We start from the raw sequence: 23,074 nt of genomic DNA, 5'->3' as shown, positions 1-23,074 counted from the left end.
ACATGAAAGATTATATTTACCTTCAAAGCTTTACGTATACGTACGAATGTCACGTTGTTAAACACCTTTTAGACAACGAAAATATCCTATATTTTATTAAAAATGAGACGATTATCGATCTTATTCCCCTATCCTCATTTGCGCTGGGCGGTATAAAACTCTACATTCACAAATCACAGCTAACTAAAGCAAAAAAAATTTTAGACCAAACTTTTAGGAAGAATAATCATCTTCGTATCGTTTAGTGATCTTTAGTTATTCACATTATATATAACCATTATTTTTCTTTTCATTTTTTTAAAACTTAAATGATGTTATATGATTGCGTGTTAATTTGTACAATAAAATTCTGACGAATAATTTGGAATTTCACTTGTGATTACTTGATAACAACTTATCAACAGGTGTTTAAAAACTTAAGTAGTTGATCTTCTTATGCTTTTAAGGTTTACTTAACAATTATGAAATTTTAAATTAACATATAAATTCTTAAAATTTTAAAATTCACAGGCTGTTTATAACCTGTTGTTAGTTGCTGAAAACTTGAAGAAAAATAACCGACTTATAATTTGGATATATGGTCTTATAGCCGGTATTGTAATTTTAATTGAATAAAACAAATTAGGTTTTTATTTTCTCATCAAAGGTTATTCACATGTTATTGTCAATACTAAAGGCTTGAAAATAAAGGCTCTTTAAAAAGTAATTAACAATGCATTATTCTTAGGTTAATAAGCACTTTTTATACCTTTGTAACTAGTTAATAAAACCAGAATTATGAAAATCTCCATTGGTAATGACCACGCCGGGACACAGTACAAGAACCTTATTCAGCTGTATTTGGAAAAAGAAGCCGGTATAGAAGTAAAAAATTATGGAACAAATACAGATGATAGCGTAGATTATGCCGATTTTGTACATCCCGTTGCAGAAGATGTTGAAAACGGAAAAGCAGATTTCGGGATTATCATTTGCGGTAGTGGTAATGGTGCCAGTATGACGGCCAATAAACACCAGAAAATACGTTGCGCGCTATGTTGGACGGGTGAAATCACCAAGTTATCAAGAGAACATAACGATGCTAATATTATAAGTATTCCGGCACGATTTGTTTCCACACAACAAGCGGTAGATATGGTAAAGATTTTTCTAAATACCGAATTTGAAGGTGGTCGCCACCAAACCAGGATCGATAAGATTCCCTGCCAGTAATTAATAAGAAATTATATTAATAGGTCCCGATTTTATATAAAATCGGGATTCATTTTTTTAAAGACTACTTATGAACATTCTTATAAAAACATTTAACGAGCTTAGCTTAAGCGAATTATACCATATTTTAAAATTACGATCTGAAGTTTTTGTTGTCGAACAGGATTGTGTATACCAGGATATCGATGGTAAAGATGATAAAGCTTTACATATTATTGGTGAAGAAAATGGTGAAATTGTGGCTTATACCCGTTGTTTTGATAAAGGATTTTATTTTGAACAAGCTTCAATTGGGCGTGTTGTGGTAAAAAAGGAACAACGAAAATATGGTTATGGTCACCAGATCATAAAAGCTTCTATACAGGCGATAAAAGAACGTTTTAATACCGATAATATTAAGCTTTCGGCACAACAATATTTAGTGAAGTTCTATGAAAGTCATGGATTTACGTGCGAAGGTGAAGGATACCTGGAAGATGGTATCCCGCATATCGCTATGAAAAAATAGGTTTTAATTTTGTAGAATCTTAGCATATTGGCCGGGATTGTTTAAAACTTCCCTGGCCTTTTTTATTTCCTGACTGTGAGCTACATGATTTTTATATAAACCTTCCTGGTAAAAATAATGTTTAATGATCTGGTCCTGTAAAACCGACTTGATTTCTTGCTTTTTATTGTCTAACTCTTCAGCCTTATTTTTATCGATCTCAGCAGAGATTTGTTTATAACTATCAAGGATATCTTGCTGGAAACCTTCAGATTGTGAAGTTATCAACAATTCTTCTAACTCCTGTTCAGTATTGGTTTTATAGTTGAAATCTGAAGTTTTTAAATAGCTTTTAAAATCATTAAAATCGGCATCGCTAAATTCATAGTTTACCGGATTATCAACAGCATGTTGATAATAGTAATTAGTAGCATAATTAAAAATAGCATTCTTCTCTAAAAGTGCTCTGGTAATGCTACTGTATTCTGAAGATTCTAAGCGAACATCAGGTAAAATTCCGCCGCCATCGTAAACCGTTCTTCCGTTTTTGGTCTTAAAAGCATTATAATCTTCCACTTTTGTACGAACGGCTTCTCCATTTTCATCGCGTTTACGGTAATCTAAAGCCTGTATACAGCGTCCGCTTGGGGTATAATAGCGTGAAATCGTAATTTTAAGCTGCGTGCCATACGCAATCTCTTTGGGGCGTTGTACCAAACCTTTTCCAAAAGTACGGGCACCAACAACCACTCCACGATCTAAATCCTGTATGGCACCAGATACAATTTCACTGGCCGAAGCACTTTGCCCATTCACTAAAACTACAAGTGGAATTTTAGTATCTATCGGTTCTTTTTGCGTGTAATATTCCTTGTTATATTTTTCGATTACCGATTTGGTACTGGTAATAAGTTCTCCTTTATCCAGGAAAATATTACTCACATTTATGGCTTCGCTTAGTAAACCACCCGGATTTCCTCTAAGATCAAGAATAATTTTATCGGCACCCTGACTTTTTAGGTCTTTTACTGCCCTACTGGTTTCTTCATAAGCTTTTTGGTTAAATCGGCTTAACACTACATATCCACTATTATCCTCTAAAAGGATATAAAATGGCACCGCTTTTAATTCAACCGAACTTCTTTTGATACTGGTTTGCTGGGTTTTTCCCTGCCTTTGGTAAGTAATATTTACTTCAGAATTAATAGAGCCGTTTAGCAAAGTTTGTGCACCTTCAGTAAAATCTGAGACCTTAGTATCACCAATTTTAGTGATTTTATCACCAGGTTTTAATCCGGCTTTATCTGCGGGATAATCTTTGTAAACATCAGTTATTAACAGGAAATCTTCATCGGGTTTTAAAGCAGCACCAATGCCGGTATACTCCCCTTCCATATTAATTCTGGAACTTTGTACATCCTGTTCACTCCAAAAGTTGGTATAAGGGTCTAACTCTGTTAACATCGATTTGATGGCTGTATCCATGAGGTCTGCCGGGCTGGTTTCATCAACATAATTCATGTTGATTTCCTTAAAAAGCGTAGTGAAAATTTCAATTTGTTTGGCGATTTCAAAGAAATCAGATTTAAAACCAAAACTTGTGAATAACACTACTCCACCAAAAGCTAAGATTAGTGCTTGTTTATAGAATTTCTTTTTCATCCTTTTTTTAATTTAAAGATGAAGTATGTATTCATCTTAATCGAAAACGCTTCTATTTTCCTTTTGTTTTAAGCGTTCCAGTAAGTTAATCATTAACCGCTCCATCTTTATTTGAGAAATGTCTTCACGGGAAAGATAAATAAACATCAATGCATATTGCTGTCTTGTCCCGGTCATAACAATATACTTATTTTTTCTGAAAGATTCTCGCATTAACCTTTTGATGCGATTACGCTGTACGGCAGTTTTTATAAATTTCTTCGGAACAGAAAATCCAGTTTTAAAATATCTATTTTTAGCTGAAATAGTTTGAGTATCCTGAAAATTGATAGGAATATAGACCAATCTAAGCGGATAATTCTTTATCGAAACCCCTTCAGCAAAAAGCTTATCGATAAGAATTTTACTTTTTAATTTTTCCTGTTTTTTAAAGCCTTCTTCCATGCCCCAAAAATAGGTATTGTAAATGGATATTTACAAACTAAACCTTAAGCTGATTGTTGGTTGCATTTCCTGCTTTAAAATCTTTAATATTCTGGATGGTAACTTCAGCAATTTGCTGTAATGCCTCTTTAGTTAAAAATCCCTGATGCGCGGTAATAAGTACGTTTGGGAATGAAATTAATCGCGCGATAATATCGTCTTTGATCACACTTTCAGAAAGATCTTTAAAAAATAATTGTTCTTCCTGCTCGTAAACATCGATCCCTAAATAGCCTAATTTACCAGATTTTAAAGCTTCAATAGTATCTACTGTGTTAATTAATGGGCCACGACTGGTATTGATTAACATCATACCGTCTTTCATTAATTTAAAGCTTTCTTTATTGATAATATGCTTGGTTTCTGGATTTAACGGGCAGTGTAATGAGATAATATCAGATTGTTCTAAAAGCTTTTCAAAAGAAACATACGTACCGCCCTGTTCTATAATCTCCTTATTTTCGAACTTGTCGTAAGCGATAATATTACATCCAAAACCTTTCATGTTTTTGGCGAAAATGCTTCCTATTTTACCAGTACCAATTACGCCAACTGTTTTCCCATGAAGATTGAAACCGCGTAAGCGTTCTAAAGAAAAATTACCTTCTCTAATTCTGTTATAGGCTTTGTGTGTTTTTCGGTTTAAAGTAAGGATTAAGGCGATGGCATGCTCGGCCACGGCTTCGGGTGAATAAGCCGGTACCCGATAAACATTAATCCCTAATTTTTCTGCTGCAGCCAGATTTACATTATTAAAACCAGCGCAACGTAATACCACAAATTTAACTCCGTTTTCAGCTAAAATCGCTAACGTTTCTTCGTCTAAATCGTCGTGAACAAAAACGCAAACCCCATCATAACCTTTGGCAAGATTTGCGGTGTCTTTGTATAATCGAACTTCAAAATATTTTAAATCGATTTCCTGTTGGTGATAAGGGTCAAAGAATTCTTTATCGTAAGATTTGGTACTAAAAAAGGCTAATTTCATATTCTTGAGGTTGGGGTTTTAAAAGTATAAAAATTGATTGGGCAAATGAAATTTAATCCCTCACTATAGAAATTAATTTTCCCAGGCTTGCCTCGAATTTTTTTTAACTTTTCCTATTTGATTATTTGTAATTTGTAATAATTCGTTGTTTTCGTCATTCCGTTCCGATAGCTATCGGAATTGATCCGGAATCTCATACTGTATTGAAAAACAAGATATTGTGATGAGACCCTGTCCCGATAGCTATCGAGGACGAGTTCAGGGTGACCACAACTTATAATGATCTATTGCGGACATTCAATTTCCTATTATCTAGTGGGATTACCCCGAGGTTCTTTCTTATCGGAGCTTTTCAAAGCAAAAAAAGTCCGGCAGCTGCCGGACTTTCCCTCTATATCAAACTATAATTATTCTGAATCTACCTGCCCGTAAGTATTATTACTACGGTTAACATCTGCCATAAGCTGAGATTCGTCGATTTCTATCGATTTTATATCGGCTTTGGGAGTATCAATTTGCAGTTCGTAAGTTGGATAAGCCCATGGCCAGTCTTCTTCTACAATGCGTTCTACATCGCCTTTAGCAGGTTTTTCCCAACGCATCATGCGCAATGGCATATAATATAATTTTTTGCTTCCATCGTTTAAGGTTACAGTAACTTCAACCGGCATTGGCATTAAACCTTTTCTTTCTAAGGTAACTTTAGTTCCGTTTTCAGCTTCTTCAACGCTATTAATTGCATAATCGATTTGATTCGTAGTTTCGGTCCAATCAGTCAAATACCAGTGTAATTCGGCTCCAGAAACCTTTTCAGCAACTCTTATAAAATCATTTGGTGTAGGATGTTTAAATTTCCATTCGTCGTAGTAACGATTTAAAGTTTTAGCTAAATTTTCCTGCCCGATAATATAACCAAGTTGTGCTAAGAACACCGCACCTTTACTATATGCAGCGATAGAATAAGCGGTATTAATATCATAACGATCCCCATGCGTGGTTTGCGGTTGCTCTAGCCCAGAAGTGGCAATATAATTGTAACCTCTATACGATCCGGCAGTTGGATTTCCTGAATTTTCCTTAATCGTTTTTTGCGCCAATCCAGAAATATAAGTGGTAAAACCTTCGTCCATCCATGGATGCTCAGACTCGTTAGTTCCTAATAACTGCTGAAACCAGGAATGGGCAAATTCGTGCGCAGTAGTTCCCAGTAAACTATTATAGTTTTCCCCACCGGTAATTAAGGTACACATGGCATATTCCATACCGCCATCACCACCCTGTATAACCGAGTATTGTGGCCATGGATAAGGACCAATATGCTCATTAAAGAACGCTAACAATTTTGCGGTTTCTGGCTGAATTTTTTTCCAGGCTTCAGTTACTTTTGGATCGTCTTTGTATAAAAAGTGCAGTGTTACTCCGCTTTCAGTTTCCAACTTATCATGAATAAATTCTGGATCTGCAGCCCAGGCAAAATCATGTACTTTTTCAGCTTTAAAATTCCAGGCTAATTTTTTGCCTTTTCGCTTTACTTTGGTACCCTCTTCTTCGTAACCGAAACCAATTTCTTCAGGATTTTGTAAAACACCTGTTCCACCAATAAGATAATCTTTATCGATATTTATGGTCACGTCGAAATCTCCCCAAACGCCATGAAATTCTCTGGCGATATAGGGATCGGCATGCCAACCTTCAAAATCATATTCGGCTAATTTAGGATACCATTGTGTCATAGAAAGTGCAACACCATCAGCATTATTTCTCCCAGATCTTCTAATCTGAACAGGTACCTGGCCTTCAAATTCCATTTTAAAGGTGGTCGATTTACCGGGTAAAATAGGTTCAGCAAGATGTACAACAAGAATAGTTTCTTGGTCTTCTGTCTCTACTTTTTTACCATCCTGAGTTAAAGAAGTGGCTCTTAAATAACCAATTTCATCATCGCTAAGTTTGGCAATTCTACTCTCGTAATCTGGATTTTGGCGATCCCCTTTATTATTCACCATTCTTGAGTCTGGATCTTTGATATCCTGTAAACGGCGATCCATTTCGCTTCCCGGTTGGAAAGCGTTAAAGAACATGTGATAATATACTTTGGTTAATGTATCTGGTGAATTATTGGTATAAACCAGCTCCTGAGTACCGGTGTACCGGTAATTTTCAACATTCATGTCTACGTCCATATCGTAGTCTACATGCTGTTGCCAATAGCAGGTATTATTTTGTGCCTGTGAAAATGTAGTAACCAAAAAGGCGAGGCTAAAAATTAGTTTTTTCATAAATATGGGTTATTATTTAGAAACTTTAGATGCTAAAATTAGTGCATTATATAAATTAGCAATTTTTCCAGAGGTAGAAAGTTCACTAAATTCCTGTGTGTTTAATCGATCCCCACCAACAATTACATTAGCCTGAACCGGCAAACCACTATCCATAATGATCTTTTTAACCTGTGGCGCTGTTAATTTAGGAAAATATGATCTAATCATTGCAGCAATTCCTGCAACTTCAGGTGAAGCCATAGATGTTCCCTGTAAATACTCATATTCATTGTTTGGTGTTGTAGACCAGATTTTATTTCCTGGAGCAAATACATCCACATTTTTCTTTCCGTAGTTAGAAAAATTGGCTACCAGTTTAGCACCATAATCATAATTTAAAGCACCAACTGTTAAGAAGTTATCACTAATTTCTACAGGATTATCTGGGGTTTGATCGTTTGGATAGACCATTTTTTCATCCAGATTTAAGCTTTCATTACCTGCGGCATTTACAATTAAAACATCGTGATCTGCGGCGTATTTAATAGCATCTCTTACCCAATCTGGATGTGTTGAAAAATATTTACCAAAGCTGGTATTAATTACTTTAGCACCATTATCTACAGCATATCTAATGGCAAGCGCAATATCTTTATCGTACTCATCGCCATTTGGTACAGCTCTTACCGCCATTATCTCAACATTCTGGGCTACACCGTTCATACCAATACCGTTATTTCTTTGTGCGGCAATGATCCCGGCAACATGCGTACCATGTTTTATATTTTTTTTATCGGCTTCAGGACCCATCACGTTGTTATTTCCGTAATTACGATCATTAAGGTCGTCGGGATTATCCCCAACAATTTCTCTTCCGTTAAGGTCTGGATTTAAGTTGACTTTAACCTGATCTGAATAATAATCGAGCGCCCCATCCAGCTCTTCAATCGCTTTTGGGATATTTTCGTTTACATTCTGCTGAATTTGAAGCAACATGGCTTTATACTGGCTTAAAGGTTGTGCCGTAGCCTGCATTGCTTTTAATTCATCCATGGTGTAATCTTCTTTTCCTAGTTGAGAAGAAACTGCCTGATGCGCAGCGACCAATTGCGATTTTATTTGCTGGTATTGGGCCAGGTTTTGTTGTGCCTCTGTTAGTTTTTTGTTGTATTCAGCTTCAGCATCTTTGAAAAGAATAAATTCTTGGCGATTGGCTTCACTTATGTCACTGGCCGATTTTCCTTCGTATTTAGGTTTTAATTTTTTGTAAATTCTAACAAATTCTAAGTTTTCATCTACGGCATCTCCTAAAAAGTTCCAGCCATGAACATCGTCGATATACCCATTATTATCATCGTCTATTCCGTTTCCAGGAATTTCATCTTCATTGGTCCAAATTACATTTTTTAGATCTTCGTGTTCGATATCGGTACCACTATCGATCACAGCAACGATCACTTTTTTACCTTTTTGATTTTTAATGATTTCTGAATAAGCTCTATCCACACTCATTCCCGGAATGGTATCATAGATCAAATCGGCTTCGGGCCAGTTTTTAAACTGAGCATCGGTAAGTGCCGTTACTTTAAGCGGGATCGTATCGATATTCGCGATTGGAGTTGAAACAATTGCAGGAGCACTACTCCCACAAGACGCAAGAATGGCTGCTGAAGTAGCAGCCAATAATGGTTTATAAAATGGAATTTTCATTTTAGTTAAATAATTCATTAAACGTGTATGTTTGATCATGTCTCACACCTTTTTCAGTGTGTTTTACGGTTATAACTTCATTGTGCGCATCATGTTGCATAAAAAGATAAATTTCTTCATCTGCGGCTTTATCTAAAAAGGTTTTCTTTTCTGGCAAGGTTAATAACGGGCGGGTATCGTATCCCATTACATAAGGTAAAGGAATGTGTCCTGCCGTTGGAAGCAGATCTGCCATAAAAACCAGTTTTTTTCCTTTATATTCCAAATGAGGTATCATTTGTTTGTCGGTATGGCCATCTACAAAGAGTACGCCAAAACCAAGCTCTGGAATAGCTGAAAAACTTTCATTATTCTTTCTATCTACAAAGTGAAGCTTTCCACTTTCTTCTATAGGCAAGATATTTTCTTTTAAAAAAGAAGCTTTTTCACGGGCATTTGGTTGTGTTGCCCACTGCCAGTGATCTTTATTGCTCCAGTATTTTGCATTTTTAAAAGCTGTTTCGTAACCGGTGCGGTCTTTATTCCATTGTATGCAACCACCACAATGGTCAAAATGGAGATGAGTGGTAAATACATCGGTAATATCATCTCGATGAAATCCATATTTTTTTAAAGACTTATCGATAGAATTATCGCCCCACTGGTAATAATAACTAAAAAACTTTTCACTTTGCTTATTGCCCAGCCCTGTATCGATAAGGATTAATTGATTACCATCTTCGATTAAAAGACTTTTGGCGCCAATATCGATCATGTTATTGCTATCTGCAGGATTGGTTTTTTGCCAGATACTTTTAGGGACTACGCCAAACATAGCACCGCCGTCCAGCTTAAAATTTCCTGCTTCGATGGGGTATAATTTCATAAATCACTAAATTTTCACAATATATCGCAAATTATTAAATCAAATGCTCAAAAGCGTTTAATTGGGCTGATTTAACATGAGATTACAAATATTCTCAGTTTATGACCAGGTTATGAACAAACTAAACTATTTTTAATATTTTTAGCTTTTAATACAAACCGAAAAGATTAATGTTAGAGTTAGCAGGTATAGTAATTTTAGGAATATTGGCACAGTGGGTGGCATGGAAATTTAAAATTCCTGCAATCCTTCCGTTAATTTTAATTGGACTTTCTGTAGGGCCAATCGCAACTTTGTTTACAGAGGATGGAAGCAAACTTATAGAACCTATTTGGAACGGTGAATCTGGATTGTTTCCGGGAGAAAGCTTATTTTATTTTGTTTCCCTGGCAATAGGTATTATCCTTTTTGAAGGAGGTTTAACGCTTAAAAAAGGCGAAATTTTAAATGTAGGCTTTGTTATTGTGAAGTTAATTACGGTTGCTGTAATTATAACTTTTATAGGCGCCGGGATAGCAGCGCATTATATTTTTGACCTTAGCTGGCAGATTTCGTTTTTATTTGCTTCATTAATTATTGTTACGGGGCCAACGGTAATCACGCCTATTCTTCGTAACATTCCGCTTAAAAAAGATGTCTCCACTATTTTAAAATGGGAAGGAATCCTTATCGATCCTATAGGGGCGCTTTTTGCCGTTTTGGTATTTGAGTTTATTAGTGCCGGAAAAGGAAAAGAATATACGCCAACTGTATTATTGGAATTTGGTAAAATTGTGCTCTTTGGATTTACTTTTGGATTCACCTTTGCCCATGCGCTGGCCTACAGCATCAAGAAAAATATTATTCCGCATTATTTATTAAATGTCCTTACACTTGCCGCAGTACTAGGCGTATTTGTGTTATCTGACCAGTTTGCTCACGAAAGCGGACTTTTAGCAGTAGTAGTGATGGGAATGGTGATGGGGAATATCAATTTACCAAACTTAAAAGAGCTGTTATACTTCAAAGAATCTTTAAGTGTTCTTTTAATTTCCATTTTATTTATTCTGCTAGCTGCAAATATTAATATGGACGATTTGTATTTAGTATTCACCAGTAAGGCTATTTGGTTATTTGCAGTTATTGTTTTTGTTGTACGGCCACTGGGAGTGTTTATAAGTAGTATAAATTCTTCCCTTAAATTCAATGAAAAGCTGTTTATAAGCTGGGTAGGACCTCGCGGAATCGTCGCTGCCGGTATTGCTTCTTTATTTGGGATAGAACTTGCCAATCAGGGTGTAGAGGGAGCTGAATATATTACTCCCCTTGTATTTATGATTGTGCTGGGAACAGTGTTGTTAAATGCTACTACCGCTCGTTTTTTCGCACAATTAATAGGAGTGTTTTTAAAGAATTCTGAAGGGATTTTAATTATTGGCGCATCTTCAATTTCCAGAATTATTGCAGAATATATGGTAGATAATGGTAGGCATGTGGTATTAGTGGATAACAATGGGATGAATGTTAGAAAAGCTAAAGGCATGGGATTAGATGCGATTGAAGAGAATGTATATTCTGAAGATTTAATAAATAATATTGAACTTAATGATGTAGGTTATTTAATGGCAATGACCAGTAACAGTGAGATCAATAAAAATGCGATAGAAAAATTTAAAAAGCATTTTGGTGAAAATGGATCTTTTAGAGTGGTTTCTCCGGAAGAAATGCAAGATCCTGAAAACAATCCAAAAGAAGGATTGTTCTCACAAACCGATGATTATGTGAAATTAACCAATTTGGCCAGGAAATATCCAACAATACACGAAATTGAATTAAATTCTAAAGAGCATTATGAGGGTTTAATAGAGATATCTAAAACCGATCCGGATATTATTCCACTTTTTGTAAAAAATAATGAGGGGAATTTAAATATCATTCCTTCAAATAGTAAAGAAGTGGAAATCGAAGAAGGTTTTAAGCTGGTGTATCTTGGGAAACGAATGGAAATAGAAGAAAGTTCGAATACACGAGATGCCGAAGACACGAAAGGTAAAACTCAGGCAGACTAATCCCTCATTGAGGATTTAATTCTCCCAAGGCTCTAATTAACGAATAGGGTTGCTTAGAAATTCAATATAAAAACGCCCAATTTCAACTATCGAAATTGGGCGTTTTTTCATTATCTTTTTTCTCGTTTAAGATATACATTAAAAGGCTTTTAAACTTTTAAAAAAGTTAGTCTTCCTCCATTGCATCTATAAGTTCGTCTGTAATTTCGAGATTATGATATACATTTTGAACATCATCATCGTCTTCAAATTTTTCGATGAGGTTTAAGATCTTTTTCGCGTCCTCAACCGGAAGTTCTACCGTGTTTAAGGGAATTCGTTGTACTTCAGAAGACTTTGTTTCCATTTCTAATTCTTCCAGTTTAGAAGACATGAGACCAAAGTCATTAAAATCGGTATAAATCGTCATCAGGTCGTCCTCTTTTTCGATTTTTGTCCCTCCGCCTTCAATAAGTTCAAGCTCAAATTCTTCAAGGTTTATTTCAATTTTTTCTCTTTCAAGCACAAAAACCCCTTTTTTATCAAATAAAAATTCTAACGAACCATTAGTTCCCAGACTTCCTCCATTTTTAGTAAAAATTGATCGTACAGAGGCTACAGTTCTATTGGTATTATCTGTGGTGCATTCTACAAAAATTGCAATTCCGTTAGGGCCATATCCTTCAAAAGTTACGGTTTCGTAATTATCGGCATCTGCACCACTTGCTTTTTTAATTGCGCGATCTATGGTATCTTTGGGCATATTCACCCCTTTTGCATTGCTTATCGCGTTACGCAAGCTTGGATTAGCTTCAGGATCTGCACCACCACCTTCTTTTACCGCAACACTAATTTCTTTAATTGCCCGGGTAAATTGTTTTGCACGTTTTTTATCCTGCGCTCCTTTACGGTGTTTTATGTTTGCCCATTTGCTATGTCCAGCCATTTTCCTCTTCTTTTTAGTGTTTTTTACTCAATTTTGCTTCAATTTTACTCGATTTTGGTCAAAATGAAGCCATTTTTACAAATTTAAGGAATTGAGATGCAATGCTAAAATTCGGATTTTTACAGGTTCGAGTAAACATATTCTAATGAGAAGTTTTTACAGCTTAAGTGGTTCAAATGATTTAAAATGTCAGAAGAGTTTATAAAAAACTAAAAACCCTCATAGCTTAAAAACTATGAGGGTTTTTGATATAAATCAGCTTTAAGCTGGTATTAATCGTTTAGTTTTAAAACGGCCATAAAGGCTTCTTGAGGAATTTCTACGTTTCCAACCTGGCGCATACGTTTTTTACCCTTTTTCTGCTTTTCTAAAAGCTTTCTTTTACGAGAGATATCTCCACCATAACATTTCGCAGTAACGTCTTTTCTAAGCGCTTTTACGGTTTCTCTGGAGATAATTTTTGCCCCAATCGCTGCTTGAATAGGAATATCAAACTGCTGTCTTGGGATCAATTCTTTCAGTTTTTCACACATCTTCTTACCAATATCATACGCATTATCCTGGTGTAATAAGGCCGAAAGTGCATCTACTTTATTTCCGTTAAGTAGAACGTCAACTTTTACCAGTTTAGAAGTACGTAGCCCAATAGGAGAATAATCGAAAGAAGCATAACCACGAGAAACTGTTTTTAAGCGATCGTAAAAATCGAAAACAATTTCTGCCAAGGGCATATCAAAAGAAAGTTCAACTCGCTCTGTCGTTAAGTAAGATTGGTTGGTAATTTCACCGCGCTTTTCAATACAAAGGGACATTACGGGACCAACATAATCTGCTTTGGTAATAATGCTTGCCTTAATAAATGGCTCTTCTACCCGGTTTAAAGTTGAAGGTTCTGGTAAATCTGAAGGATTATTAACTAAAATAATCTCATCTGGATGCTTATTGGTATAGGCTTGATAAGACACGTTAGGTACAGTAGTAATTACTGTCATATCAAATTCACGTTCTAATCGCTCCTGAATAATCTCCAGGTGAAGCATTCCCAAGAATCCACATCTAAAACCAAATCCTAATGCTGCTGAGCTCTCTGGAGTAAACACCAAAGAAGCATCATTAAGCTGAAGTTTTTCCATAGAGGCTCTAAGTTCTTCGTAATCTTCAGTATCTACAGGGTAAATGCCGGCAAATACCATAGGCTTTACATCTTCGAATCCTGCAACTGCTTCAGTAGTAGGATTTTTAGCATCGGTTATGGTATCTCCCACTTTTACCTCTCGTGCGTCTTTAATTCCAGTAATTAAATAACCCACATCTCCGGTTTTAATTTCCTGTTTTGGATGCTGAATAAGCTTTAAAGTACCAACCTCATCTGCCGAATAATCTTTACCCGTTGCCACAAACTTAATGTGCTGGTTCTTTTTAATGCTTCCGTTAATTACTCTAAAAAAGGTTTCTACCCCACGAAACGGATTGTAAACCGAATCAAAAATCAAGGCTCTTAATGGCGCGTCAACTTTACCACTTGGCGAGGGAATTTTGGTGATAATAGCATGTAAAATTTCTTCAATACCAATTCCTGTTTTGGCGCTTGCAGGAATTACATCTTCAGGTTCACAACCTAAAAGATCTACAATATCGTCTGTAACTTCTTCTGGATTGGCGCTTGGAAGATCTACTTTATTTAAAACAGGGATAATTTCAAGATCGTTTTCTAACGCCAGGTAAAGGTTAGAAATTGTTTGTGCCTGTATGCTCTGCGCAGCATCTACTACCAGTAAAGCACCTTCACAGGCAGCAATAGACCTGGAAACCTCGTAAGAGAAATCTACGTGCCCCGGGGTATCGATTAAATTTAGCGTATACTGCTCACCTTCATGAACATAATCCATTTGGATTGCATGACTTTTAATAGTGATACCACGCTCCCGCTCCAAATCCATATTATCTAAAAGCTGTGCCTGCTTTTCTCTTTCTGTTACCGATCCTGTAAAGTCTAAAAGTCTATCGGCTAGTGTACTCTTTCCATGATCGATATGGGCGATGATACAAAAATTACGAATGTGTTTCATGCAATTGTGAACATTAATTGGTTTTAACCTACAAGGCTTTATTCGCTGAGTTTTAAACTCGAATTTTAAAATTATTAAGCGTTTTTCAATATCTTAAAGCTTTCTAGGCTTTTTAAAGTAAACGCGATCCAAAAATCCAAAATAAAAAACAATCAGAAAATAGCAATTTTTGACAGTATGGTTATAAAATTTTTGGGCTGCAAATATAGTGTATTTCAAATACCTTATAGAAACTTTAGAAAGCTGTTTAAAAATTCAGGAATTTGAAGAGTTCAGTGCATAATTCTAAATAAAAATTTAAGTTATGTTCTTTTTAATTATAAAAAAAGTTAATAAAGTGTTTAAGTTTTATAAAAAAGTTTCTTTTTTTTGTAAGAGGCTTTCTGTAAAATTTTAATGATTTGAATTTAAGCTTTTTTAATATGCTAATTTAAAATACGGGTAAATAAATATTATGAGCAATAACTCGAATACTTCAGGAACCAGCAGGTCGATCATTATTATAGGAATCTTATTTTTTATTTTTGGGTTTGTCACCTGGTTAAATTCAGTATTAATTCCTTATTTAAAAACAGCGAACGAGCTGAATAACTTCCAGTCGTTTTTTGTAGCTTTTGCTTCTTACATTTCGTATTTTGTTATGGCAATTCCATCGGCAAAAGTTTTAGAAAAAACAGGTTTTAAAAAAGGAATGGGGCTTGGATTACTGGTAATGGCCGTTGGTGCTTTGATATTTATCCCTGCTGCAGCCTCCAGAACGTATGCTTTATTCCTAACAGGATTATTTGTTCAGGGTACAGGACTGGCCTTGCTACAATCTGCTGCCAATCCTTACATCACCGTATTAGGACCTATTGAAAGTGCGGCAAAGCGTATTAGTATTATGGGAATTTGTAATAAGGTAGCCGGGATTTTAGCGCCTTTAACCATTGGTGCTATTTTACTTAAAAATATGGATCAGATTGAGGCAAAACTGAGCACTTTAACCGGAGCCGAGCGTGAGGCCGAATTAGATTTGCTTTCTTCTAGGGTAGAAATGCCTTATATCGTAATGGCAATTGTTCTTGTGGGTTTAGCCGTACTTATTTATTTTTCCTCTTTGCCTGAAATTGAAACCGATAAAGAAGATGAAACCTTAGCAGAAGCTAATAAAAACAAAACAAGTGTTTTCCAGTTCCCTAATTTGCTTTTGGGAACTTTGGCCATGTTTTTATATGTTGGGGTAGAGGTTATCGCCGGTGATACAGTAATTACTTATGCCAAAGACGGGCAGGGAATACCGTCTGAAGCAGCTTTACAATTTACCTCGTACACTTTAGCAGCGATGATCGTGGGTTATTTAATAGGTACCGTAACCATTCCAAAATATATTAGTCAGGCAAAAGCTCTTCGAATTTCAGGAATCTTAGGTATTCTGTTGGGATTAGCTGCAATTTTTACAGATGGTTTTGTTTCGGTACTTTGTATCTCGATGTTAGGACTGGCAAATGCAGTAGTTTTTCCGGCTATTTGGCCTTTAGCGTTAGACGGTTTGGGAAGGTTTACCAAAATAGCGTCATCCTTTTTAATTATGGCGATTGCAGGTGGTGCGATTGTACCTTTAGCCTATGGTTCTTTAGCCGATAGTTTTGGACTTCAGCAGGCCTACTGGGTGGTGATTCCATGTTATTTATATATCCTTTTCTTTGCGGTTAAGGGGCATAAAATTAGATAAGAAACCATAAAAGGTTTAAAATAAAATAAACCAAATGCCTGTAAAAAAGGTAATGAATATATCAAGAGAATTAAGGCTAGGTGAGACTGCTGTTTCGCCAATTAAAAATTGGAAAATCAAATGTTTAGCCTAAATTTATTCATTTAAAAAATATAAGTATGAAACGTTCTTTCTTTTCTGTTTTCCTTACATTCTTCATTTTTATAGGTGCTTACGCTCAGGATAAACCCGCTATTATTCCAATGCCTTCCAAAATTGAATGGAAAAATAGCGAATTTCAGTTTCCGTCTACCATAACTTTTTATGCAGATGCCGAGGCCGAAAAAAGTTTAAAATGGCTTAAAACTTTATTGAATACTACGGGAAGTGAGCTTGAAAAAGCTTCAGAAAAGGAAGCCAACGTTTCGTTAAAAATCAATAAGGATCTTTCTTCTTCTTTAGGAAAAGAAGGATATCAACTTAAAGTTACTTCAGAAAAAATAACGATAGAAGCGGTTACCAATGCCGGACTTTTCTACGGAATAACCACACTTAGACAATTGTTTCCTGCTGAAGTAGAATCTGGTAAAATTACCGCGGCTTTTAGTATTCCTTCGGTGACTATTTCAGATAAGCCTTATTATGAATGGCGCGGGAGTATGCTTGATGTTGCCCGAAGCTTTTTTGATTTGGATTATCTAAAAAAGCATGTAGATCGTATGGCGCTGTATAAATTAAATCGTTTTCATTTGCATTTAAGCGACGATCAGGGTTGGAGGATTGAGATTAAAAAATGGCCAAAATTAACCCAAATAGGAGGACAGTCTGCCGTAAATAATGGTCGTGCCGGATTTTTAACACAAGAGGAGTATAAAGATTTACAGGCTTACGCAAAAGAGCGAAATGTAATGATTATTCCTGAAGTGGATATGCCGGGACATACTTATGCCGCCTTGCAGGGCTATCCAGAATTAAGTTGTGAAAATTTTGAAAATCTGAATCCAAAACGTGCAATACCACCAGCTCCTTTTCACGGAACCGACGTTGGGTGGAGCAAGTTTTGTATGGAAAAACCGGTGGTTTACGATTTTATTAGCGATGTTATTGCCGAGCTTGCTGAAATTACCGATGGTCCTTACCTTCATATCGGAGGTGATGAAATCGAAGATGAACACTATAAAGAATTTGTAGTGAAAGCTGAAAAAATAGTCCGTGAAAATGGTAAAACAGCCATTGGTTGGGAAGAAGTTACTCAAGCTAAGGTAGACGATCCGTTTATTAGTCAGCGTTGGACGGGAGCCACCAAAAGCGTTGTGGATACCAGAATTATCGAATCAATTTGTAAAAATTTCTATTTAGATCACGGTAATATTCCCAATCAGCCCAATACGTATAGCTGGTGTAAAAAAGACGGAGTTTCTTTAAAAAACGTTTACGATTTTGTGTCTGAAAATAAGAAAGCCATAGGAGTAGAAGGTGCCCTATGGACAGAGCTTGTACATAGCGATGCCACTGCAGACGATCGCCTTTGGCCACGCAATATTGCTGTTGCCGAGGTGGGTTGGTCTTCGCCTAAAAAGAAAGATTATAGCGAATTTAAAAAGCGTTTAGGTACACATGGGAAACGCCTGGATTACCTGGGAATCAACTTTTATAAGACGCCAGATGTGCCATGGAATACAACAAAAATTAAAGGAGTATTTTCTACAGTAGAAAAATAATCGGAACTTGCGAGAGTTAATTTGATACGATGGAGAGTAAACAACCCGATACCGAAAAGCAATCAAAATATAATGATCTTGAGAAGATGAGCACGGCAGAATTGCTGGCTAGCATCAACAAAGAAGATCAAACCATTGCTATAAATGTACACAAACAGTTACCAGCTATAGAAAAACTGGTAGATGTTATTGTTGAAAATATGAAAAGAGGAGGTCGGTTATTTTATATTGGTGCCGGCACCAGTGGAAGATTGGGGGTGTTAGACGCATCAGAATGTCCACCTACTTTTGGCGTAACCCCAGATATGGTTATTGGTTTAATTGCCGGTGGAGATACGGCTTTAAGAAATGCCGTAGAAAATGCAGAAGACGATACTACACAGGCATGGAAAGATCTTCAGGAATATCAAATTTCAGAAAACGATATTCTTGTAGGTATTGCAGCTTCAGGGACCACACCTTATGTGATTGGCGGAATAAAAGAAGCCAGAAAACGTGGAATTTCGACGGGATGTATCGCCTGTAGCAGTGGAAGCCCTTTGGGAGACGCATCAGAATTTCCTATTGAAGTGGTTACCGGCCCTGAATTTGTCACTGGAAGTACCCGGATGAAAGCGGGTACCGCACAAAAGATGGTTTTAAATATGATTACAACCAGTACCATGATAAAACTAGGTAGGGTAAAGGGTAACCGTATGGTCGATATGCAGCTTTCTAACAAAAAACTGGTTGGCCGTGGTACACAAATGATTATGGACGAACTTCAGGTACCTGAAACTGAAGCCAAACAATTATTGCTGAAACACGGAAGTGTTAGAAATGTATTACTGAATTACGAAAAAGAGCTGAAATAATATCGAATTTCGGCAGTTAGCTTAGAGTAATTTTAAGCCTGCTTTTTGGTATTTTTCAAGACTTTTATCTGAAGGATCTAATTCGGTTACCAGCGTATCTACCTGAGTAAGGTCACAGATTTTGTAGCGGTTGATGGTATCTAGTTTTTTAGAAATACTTAGTGATACTATTTTCCTTGAAGCACTCACCATTGCTTTTTTCATTTGGGCAATTTCCCAGTCAATTTCAGTAATCCCCTTATCTAAATCCATATAACCGGTACCTAAAAAACAGATATCCGCAGTAATTTCAGTTAAGGTATTTATGGAACTTCCGCCGGTAGCTAATTGTGATCCCTTAGATAATTTCCCGCCAATTAGATGTACTTCGCTTAGCATCGAAGAATTATTAAGTAATTCTACCGCCATAGGAAGACTGGGAGTAAAGAAGGTAAGATTCATTTTTTGCGGAAGTAATTTTGCCAATTCTAAATTGGTAGACCCCCCTGTTATTAACACAACATCGCCATGATTTAAAAGGGAAATTCCTTTTTTTGCGATAATCGATTTGTTTTCGTACTCATAAATTTCCCGGTTTTGATCGGAATGAATATTGAAACCATTTGATACGGCACCACCATGAACTTTTTTAAGTAGTTTCTGCTTATCCAATTCCATCAGATCCCGTCGTACGGTATCCATAGAGACGTTAAGAATATTGGTTAAATCGCTTAGTAGTACTCTATTATGTAAATGAACTTCGTTCAGTATAATCTCGCGTCTTTCTTTTTTTTTCATTTACTGGATGTATTTATAAATCGCTAATTAAGCCTTTTGTATTGGGTTAATAATCGTATAAATCTATAAAAAATGTTAAAAAATTATTTCATCTTAAAATTATGTAAATTTTATTTATTGCAATTTTTAACGGCATAAATTATATATAATTTGCATATAAATTGCATTTATTTTTAATTTTTGCAGTTTCTTATTGCTTTTAGTTAATTTTAATAATAAGTTTGTTTCATAACTAATTGTTAACGAACTACTATGAAAGGACAATTTAAGAAACCATTCTTGTTGCTATTTTTATTGTTTTCAATACAAATTTGGGCACAGGATAAAGAAATTTCAGGGACAGTTGTAGATGAAGATCAAATTCCACTTCCTGGAGTGAACGTTCGGGTAAAAGATTCGAACATGGGTACAGTTACAGATTTTGACGGTAACTTCAGTTTATCTATACCAGATACTGATGGAGTGGTTATAGTATTTTCCTCAATAGGTTTTACTACTCAGGAAATAGCGGTGGGAAATAAAACTTCCTTTACTATTTCTATGGAGGTTGATACTGAAAGTTTAAATGAAGTTGTTGTAACATCATTTGGTATTGAACGGCAGAAAAAGGCATTAGGATATGCCGTACAAGAAATTTCGTCAGATGAAGTGCTTGAAGGAAATAAACAAAATGTGGTGAGTGGACTTCAAGGTAAGGTTTCCGGGGTTACTATTGGTAATTCTGGAGGAGCTCCGGGTTCTTCTTCGGTAATCTTAATTCGTGGAGGTACTTCCATTACGGGAGACAATCAGCCGTTGTTTGTGGTAGATGGTATTCCTATTGATAACTCAACAGGGTCCAGTTTAACAGTTGCTAGTATTAACCGTGCTGCCGATCTTAACCCAGAGGATATTGAAAGTATATCTGTACTTAAAGGTCCTGCTGCAGCTGCATTGTATGGTATACAAGCCGCAGGAGGTGCAGTAATTATTACAACTAAAAAAGGGAAAGCAGGGAGTAGCACTATATCCTATTCTGGAACATTCTCTGTAGATAATGTTTTAGGAACTCCAGACATTCAGCAAAAATATGGACAGGGTAAGCAAAATTTAGGGCCAGAAGGATTTAGTTACATTGAACAATCAGAATTTAGTTTTGGTTCTGAAGTTTCTTCAGGTACACAAACTTATGATCATATTAAAGATTTTTACCAAACAGCCATTACTCAAAATCATAATGTAAGTTATTCCGGAGGTACAGAGAAAAGTACAATGTATTTATCGATTGGCGATTTATCTCAGGAAGGTGTGATCGATGGTACCAGTTACGATAAAACATCCTTTAAAATTAATACGTCTTCTCAAATAAACGATAAACTTACAGTAGGTGCTTCAGCAAACTATATTGTAAGTGAGATCGAAAGTACAAGACAGGGAAATGCCAGTGGTAGTAGTTATGGGAGCTTACTTTCTTACCCCATAAATATCGATATTCATGATTATTATAATGAAGATGGTTCTCAAAAAATGTTTTATAATGATCAAACATTTGATAATCCATATTGGAGTTTAGAAAATAGCCCTAACGATAATAAAGTTAATCGCTTGTTGGGAATTGTGAATGCCAGCTATGATTTTTTAAATGGTTTTAATATTTCCTATAAACTAGGAACAGATTATTTTAGAGAATTTAGTAAGCAGGTAATTGGTACAGGTTCTCTTATTGAGAATAGGGCAGAAGGTTATATTAGCCAGTTTGAAAGAGAAAATCGCAGAACAACTTCTAACTTGATTATAAGCTATGCAAAGGATATTACCGATGATTTTTCAGTAGATGCTTTGGTAGGAAATATGGTAGAGGATCTTAAAGTTCATACCGTATATACGTATGGTGATGGTTTTATGGCACCAGGAATATATAGTATAGGAAATGTTTCTAAAGAGAATCAGTCAATTTTAGAAATAATTAGAAGAAGAAGAGCTGTAGGTGTTTTTGGCGAAGTAAAATTTGCCTGGAAAGACGCGTTATTTTTAAACTTTACGGGAAGAAATGACTGGTCATCGACCTTACCTAAAGAAGATCGTTCATTCTTTTATCCTTCCATAGGAACCTCTGCAGTCCTTACAGATTTGTTAAGCCAGGGAGGGAACGATATTACTTCAGATAACGGATTATCTTATTTAAAACTGCGGGCAACCTGGGCTCAGGCTGGTAAAGATGCGCCAATTGGAAAACTTGAAAGCTTTTTAGGAACCAATATTAATTCATTGGCAAGTTCAGCGTATACCTATAATGGGGTAGATATCGGTAATCCAGAACTAGAACCGGAATTTACGGATAGTTATGAAATAGGTTTTGATTCTCGGTTTTTTAAGAACAGGATCGGTTTGGATATGAGTTTTTATTATATGAAATCTAAGAATCAAATTCTGAATGATATTCGTGTTCCTCCTTCAGCAGGTACATTTTATACGACCCTAAATGGTGGCTCTATAGAAAATAAAGGGATAGAAGCTTTACTTACTGCAAAACTATTCTCACGAGAAAGCGATTTTCAATGGGATATGACGTATAATTTAGGAGTTAATAAAAGTGATGTAAAACAATTACCAGGACAATTGGATAATGTTTATCTATCAGATTCCTGGACCTTTAGCAATACTGCAGCCGGAGCGGCAATTCTTGGAGGCTCACTTTTTGGGCTTAGGGGAGATAAACCAGTAAGAAATGAGAATGGAGAATTAGTAATTGGCGCAAATGGTATACCTGAATTTGAAACGGTTATTTTTGAAGATGTAAACCGATTACCCGAGTGGACATTAGGTATTACTAACAACTTATCGTATAAAAACTTTAATTTATCCTTTTTATTGGATATTGTACAGGGACAGGATGCTTATAATGCTACCAAATCGGCACTGACTTATTATGGCCTGGCGGAAAACACCCTTAACAGAACAGGTAATAATCTAAGGGTAATAGAAGGCGTATATGCAGATGGCTCTCCTAATACCACAGAAATAACAGATCAACAATACTTCCAAAATTATTACTCTCAAAACGCAGAAAACTTTATTGAAGATGCCTCTTTTGCCAGGTTACGCTATGTAACATTAGCATACGATTTACCAACTGTTTTTCTGGATAAATTCAATATTGTTTCAGCACAATTATCGGTAACCGGTAGAAATCTATTTACGATTACCGATTATTCAGGGGTGGATCCCGAGGTAAATACATACGGAGCAGGAATTCAGGGAGCGGGTTCTATGGGAATAGATAACTTGGGGACACCAAATACCAGAGGTTTTGATGTAGGATTACGATTTAAATTTTAAA

17 protein-coding genes are annotated in these 23,074 nt (G+C 35.9%); 8 read left to right on the top strand and 9 right to left on the bottom strand.

Annotated features, from left to right (window positions below; genetic code table 11):
* Positions 1–2 precede the first annotated feature (2 nt).
* The 3 genes from L1967_RS02155 (at position 3) to L1967_RS02145 (ending at position 1,720) form a co-directional block, all read left to right on the top strand.
* Positions 3–245, top strand: coding sequence for a putative signal transducing protein (locus L1967_RS02155; protein WP_249600072.1), 243 nt, complete (start codon positions 3–5; stop codon positions 243–245).
* A 532-nt stretch (positions 246–777) separates the two neighbouring features.
* A complete protein-coding gene (locus L1967_RS02150) occupies positions 778–1,212 on the top strand; it encodes an RpiB/LacA/LacB family sugar-phosphate isomerase (protein ID WP_249600071.1) in 435 nt (144 codons plus the stop codon).
* A gap of 70 nt (positions 1,213–1,282) precedes the next feature.
* The gene (locus tag L1967_RS02145) at positions 1,283–1,720 is read left to right on the top strand and encodes a GNAT family N-acetyltransferase (protein ID WP_249600070.1); all 438 of its coding nucleotides are present in this window, start codon (positions 1,283–1,285) and stop codon (positions 1,718–1,720) included.
* Between the two features lie 3 nt (positions 1,721–1,723).
* Here L1967_RS02145 and L1967_RS02140 read toward each other — a convergent pair whose 3' ends face one another.
* The 6 genes from L1967_RS02140 to L1967_RS02115 all read right to left on the bottom strand — a co-directional run bounded on the left by L1967_RS02140 (position 1,724) and on the right by L1967_RS02115 (position 9,668).
* Entirely contained in the window at positions 1,724–3,361 is a 1,638-nt protein-coding gene (locus tag L1967_RS02140) for a S41 family peptidase (protein WP_249600069.1), read from the bottom strand.
* A 36-nt stretch (positions 3,362–3,397) separates the two neighbouring features.
* Positions 3,398–3,805, bottom strand: coding sequence for a ribonuclease P protein component (gene rnpA / locus L1967_RS02135; RefSeq protein WP_249600068.1), 408 nt, complete (start codon positions 3,803–3,805; stop codon positions 3,398–3,400).
* Positions 3,806–3,842: 37 nt separating this feature from the next.
* A complete protein-coding gene (locus L1967_RS02130) occupies positions 3,843–4,832 on the bottom strand; it encodes a 2-hydroxyacid dehydrogenase (RefSeq protein WP_249600067.1) in 990 nt (329 codons plus the stop codon).
* Positions 4,833–5,239: 407 nt separating this feature from the next.
* Positions 5,240–7,111 carry a M1 family metallopeptidase gene (locus L1967_RS02125; RefSeq protein WP_249600066.1) on the bottom strand — a complete coding sequence of 624 codons (1,872 nt, stop codon included), beginning with the start codon at positions 7,109–7,111 and terminating at the stop codon, positions 5,240–5,242.
* Positions 7,112–7,123: 12 nt separating this feature from the next.
* On the bottom strand, positions 7,124–8,803 hold the full coding sequence (locus tag L1967_RS02120) for a S8 family serine peptidase (protein ID WP_249600177.1): 1,680 nt from the start codon (positions 8,801–8,803) through the stop codon (positions 7,124–7,126).
* A 1-nt stretch (position 8,804) separates the two neighbouring features.
* Positions 8,805–9,668, bottom strand: a complete 864-nt coding sequence (locus L1967_RS02115; RefSeq protein WP_249600065.1) for an MBL fold metallo-hydrolase — start codon at positions 9,666–9,668, stop codon at positions 8,805–8,807.
* A 170-nt stretch (positions 9,669–9,838) separates the two neighbouring features.
* On the opposite strand from L1967_RS02115, the gene L1967_RS02110 reads away from it, so the two are divergent.
* Positions 9,839–11,716 (top strand): cation:proton antiporter, encoded by a 1,878-nt coding sequence (locus tag L1967_RS02110; protein WP_249600064.1) that lies wholly within the window; start codon positions 9,839–9,841, stop codon positions 11,714–11,716.
* Positions 11,717–11,882: 166 nt separating this feature from the next.
* On the opposite strand, the gene L1967_RS02105 is transcribed toward L1967_RS02110, so the two are convergent.
* A complete protein-coding gene (locus tag L1967_RS02105) occupies positions 11,883–12,641 on the bottom strand; it encodes a YebC/PmpR family DNA-binding transcriptional regulator (RefSeq protein ID WP_249600063.1) in 759 nt (252 codons plus the stop codon).
* Between the two features lie 272 nt (positions 12,642–12,913).
* A complete protein-coding gene (gene lepA, locus L1967_RS02100) occupies positions 12,914–14,710 on the bottom strand; it encodes a translation elongation factor 4 (RefSeq protein WP_249600062.1) in 1,797 nt (598 codons plus the stop codon).
* 454 nt (positions 14,711–15,164) lie between these two features.
* Between lepA and L1967_RS02095 the strand changes: the two genes are divergently transcribed.
* The 3 genes from L1967_RS02095 (at position 15,165) to murQ (ending at position 18,978) form a co-directional block, all read left to right on the top strand.
* Positions 15,165–16,424 carry a sugar MFS transporter gene (locus tag L1967_RS02095; protein WP_249600061.1) on the top strand — a complete coding sequence of 420 codons (1,260 nt, stop codon included), beginning with the start codon at positions 15,165–15,167 and terminating at the stop codon, positions 16,422–16,424.
* A gap of 158 nt (positions 16,425–16,582) precedes the next feature.
* A complete protein-coding gene (locus L1967_RS02090) occupies positions 16,583–18,124 on the top strand; it encodes a beta-N-acetylhexosaminidase (protein WP_249600060.1) in 1,542 nt (513 codons plus the stop codon).
* Positions 18,125–18,153: 29 nt separating this feature from the next.
* Positions 18,154–18,978 (top strand): N-acetylmuramic acid 6-phosphate etherase, encoded by an 825-nt coding sequence (murQ, locus tag L1967_RS02085; RefSeq protein WP_249600059.1) that lies wholly within the window; start codon positions 18,154–18,156, stop codon positions 18,976–18,978.
* Positions 18,979–18,999: 21 nt separating this feature from the next.
* Here the strand turns inward: murQ and L1967_RS02080 are convergent, their stop codons facing one another.
* On the bottom strand, positions 19,000–19,755 hold the full coding sequence (locus L1967_RS02080) for a DeoR/GlpR family DNA-binding transcription regulator (RefSeq protein ID WP_249600058.1): 756 nt from the start codon (positions 19,753–19,755) through the stop codon (positions 19,000–19,002).
* A gap of 252 nt (positions 19,756–20,007) precedes the next feature.
* Here L1967_RS02080 and L1967_RS02075 point away from each other — a divergent pair, with 252 nt between their 5' ends.
* Positions 20,008–23,073 carry a SusC/RagA family TonB-linked outer membrane protein gene (locus L1967_RS02075; RefSeq protein WP_249600057.1) on the top strand — a complete coding sequence of 1,022 codons (3,066 nt, stop codon included), beginning with the start codon at positions 20,008–20,010 and terminating at the stop codon, positions 23,071–23,073.
* Position 23,074: the final 1 nt, after the last annotated feature.

The organism is Zunongwangia pacifica, from assembly GCF_023499215.1.
In the GTDB taxonomy this organism is placed as follows: domain Bacteria; phylum Bacteroidota; class Bacteroidia; order Flavobacteriales; family Flavobacteriaceae; genus Zunongwangia; species Zunongwangia pacifica.
This window is presented reverse-complemented; position numbering and strand designations above follow the sequence as displayed.

Bases quoted from the DNA above. Each gene is read 5' to 3' on its own strand.
- L1967_RS02155 (WP_249600072.1), top strand. From the start codon at position 3: ATGAAAGATTATATTTACCTTCAAAGCTTTACGTATACGTACGAATGT.
- L1967_RS02150 (WP_249600071.1), top strand. From the start codon at position 778: ATGAAAATCTCCATTGGTAATGACCACGCCGGGACACAGTACAAGAAC.
- L1967_RS02145 (WP_249600070.1), top strand. From the start codon at position 1,283: ATGAACATTCTTATAAAAACATTTAACGAGCTTAGCTTAAGCGAATTA.
- L1967_RS02140 (WP_249600069.1), bottom strand. From the start codon at position 3,361: ATGAAAAAGAAATTCTATAAACAAGCACTAATCTTAGCTTTTGGTGGA.
- rnpA (WP_249600068.1), bottom strand. From the start codon at position 3,805: ATGGAAGAAGGCTTTAAAAAACAGGAAAAATTAAAAAGTAAAATTCTT.
- L1967_RS02130 (WP_249600067.1), bottom strand. From the start codon at position 4,832: ATGAAATTAGCCTTTTTTAGTACCAAATCTTACGATAAAGAATTCTTT.
- L1967_RS02125 (WP_249600066.1), bottom strand. From the start codon at position 7,111: ATGAAAAAACTAATTTTTAGCCTCGCCTTTTTGGTTACTACATTTTCA.
- L1967_RS02120 (WP_249600177.1), bottom strand. From the start codon at position 8,803: ATGAAAATTCCATTTTATAAACCATTATTGGCTGCTACTTCAGCAGCC.
- L1967_RS02115 (WP_249600065.1), bottom strand. From the start codon at position 9,668: ATGAAATTATACCCCATCGAAGCAGGAAATTTTAAGCTGGACGGCGGT.
- L1967_RS02110 (WP_249600064.1), top strand. From the start codon at position 9,839: ATGTTAGAGTTAGCAGGTATAGTAATTTTAGGAATATTGGCACAGTGG.
- L1967_RS02105 (WP_249600063.1), bottom strand. From the start codon at position 12,641: ATGGCTGGACATAGCAAATGGGCAAACATAAAACACCGTAAAGGAGCG.
- lepA (WP_249600062.1), bottom strand. From the start codon at position 14,710: ATGAAACACATTCGTAATTTTTGTATCATCGCCCATATCGATCATGGA.
- L1967_RS02095 (WP_249600061.1), top strand. From the start codon at position 15,165: ATGAGCAATAACTCGAATACTTCAGGAACCAGCAGGTCGATCATTATT.
- L1967_RS02090 (WP_249600060.1), top strand. From the start codon at position 16,583: ATGAAACGTTCTTTCTTTTCTGTTTTCCTTACATTCTTCATTTTTATA.
- murQ (WP_249600059.1), top strand. From the start codon at position 18,154: ATGGAGAGTAAACAACCCGATACCGAAAAGCAATCAAAATATAATGAT.
- L1967_RS02080 (WP_249600058.1), bottom strand. From the start codon at position 19,755: ATGAAAAAAAAAGAAAGACGCGAGATTATACTGAACGAAGTTCATTTA.
- L1967_RS02075 (WP_249600057.1), top strand. From the start codon at position 20,008: ATGAAAGGACAATTTAAGAAACCATTCTTGTTGCTATTTTTATTGTTT.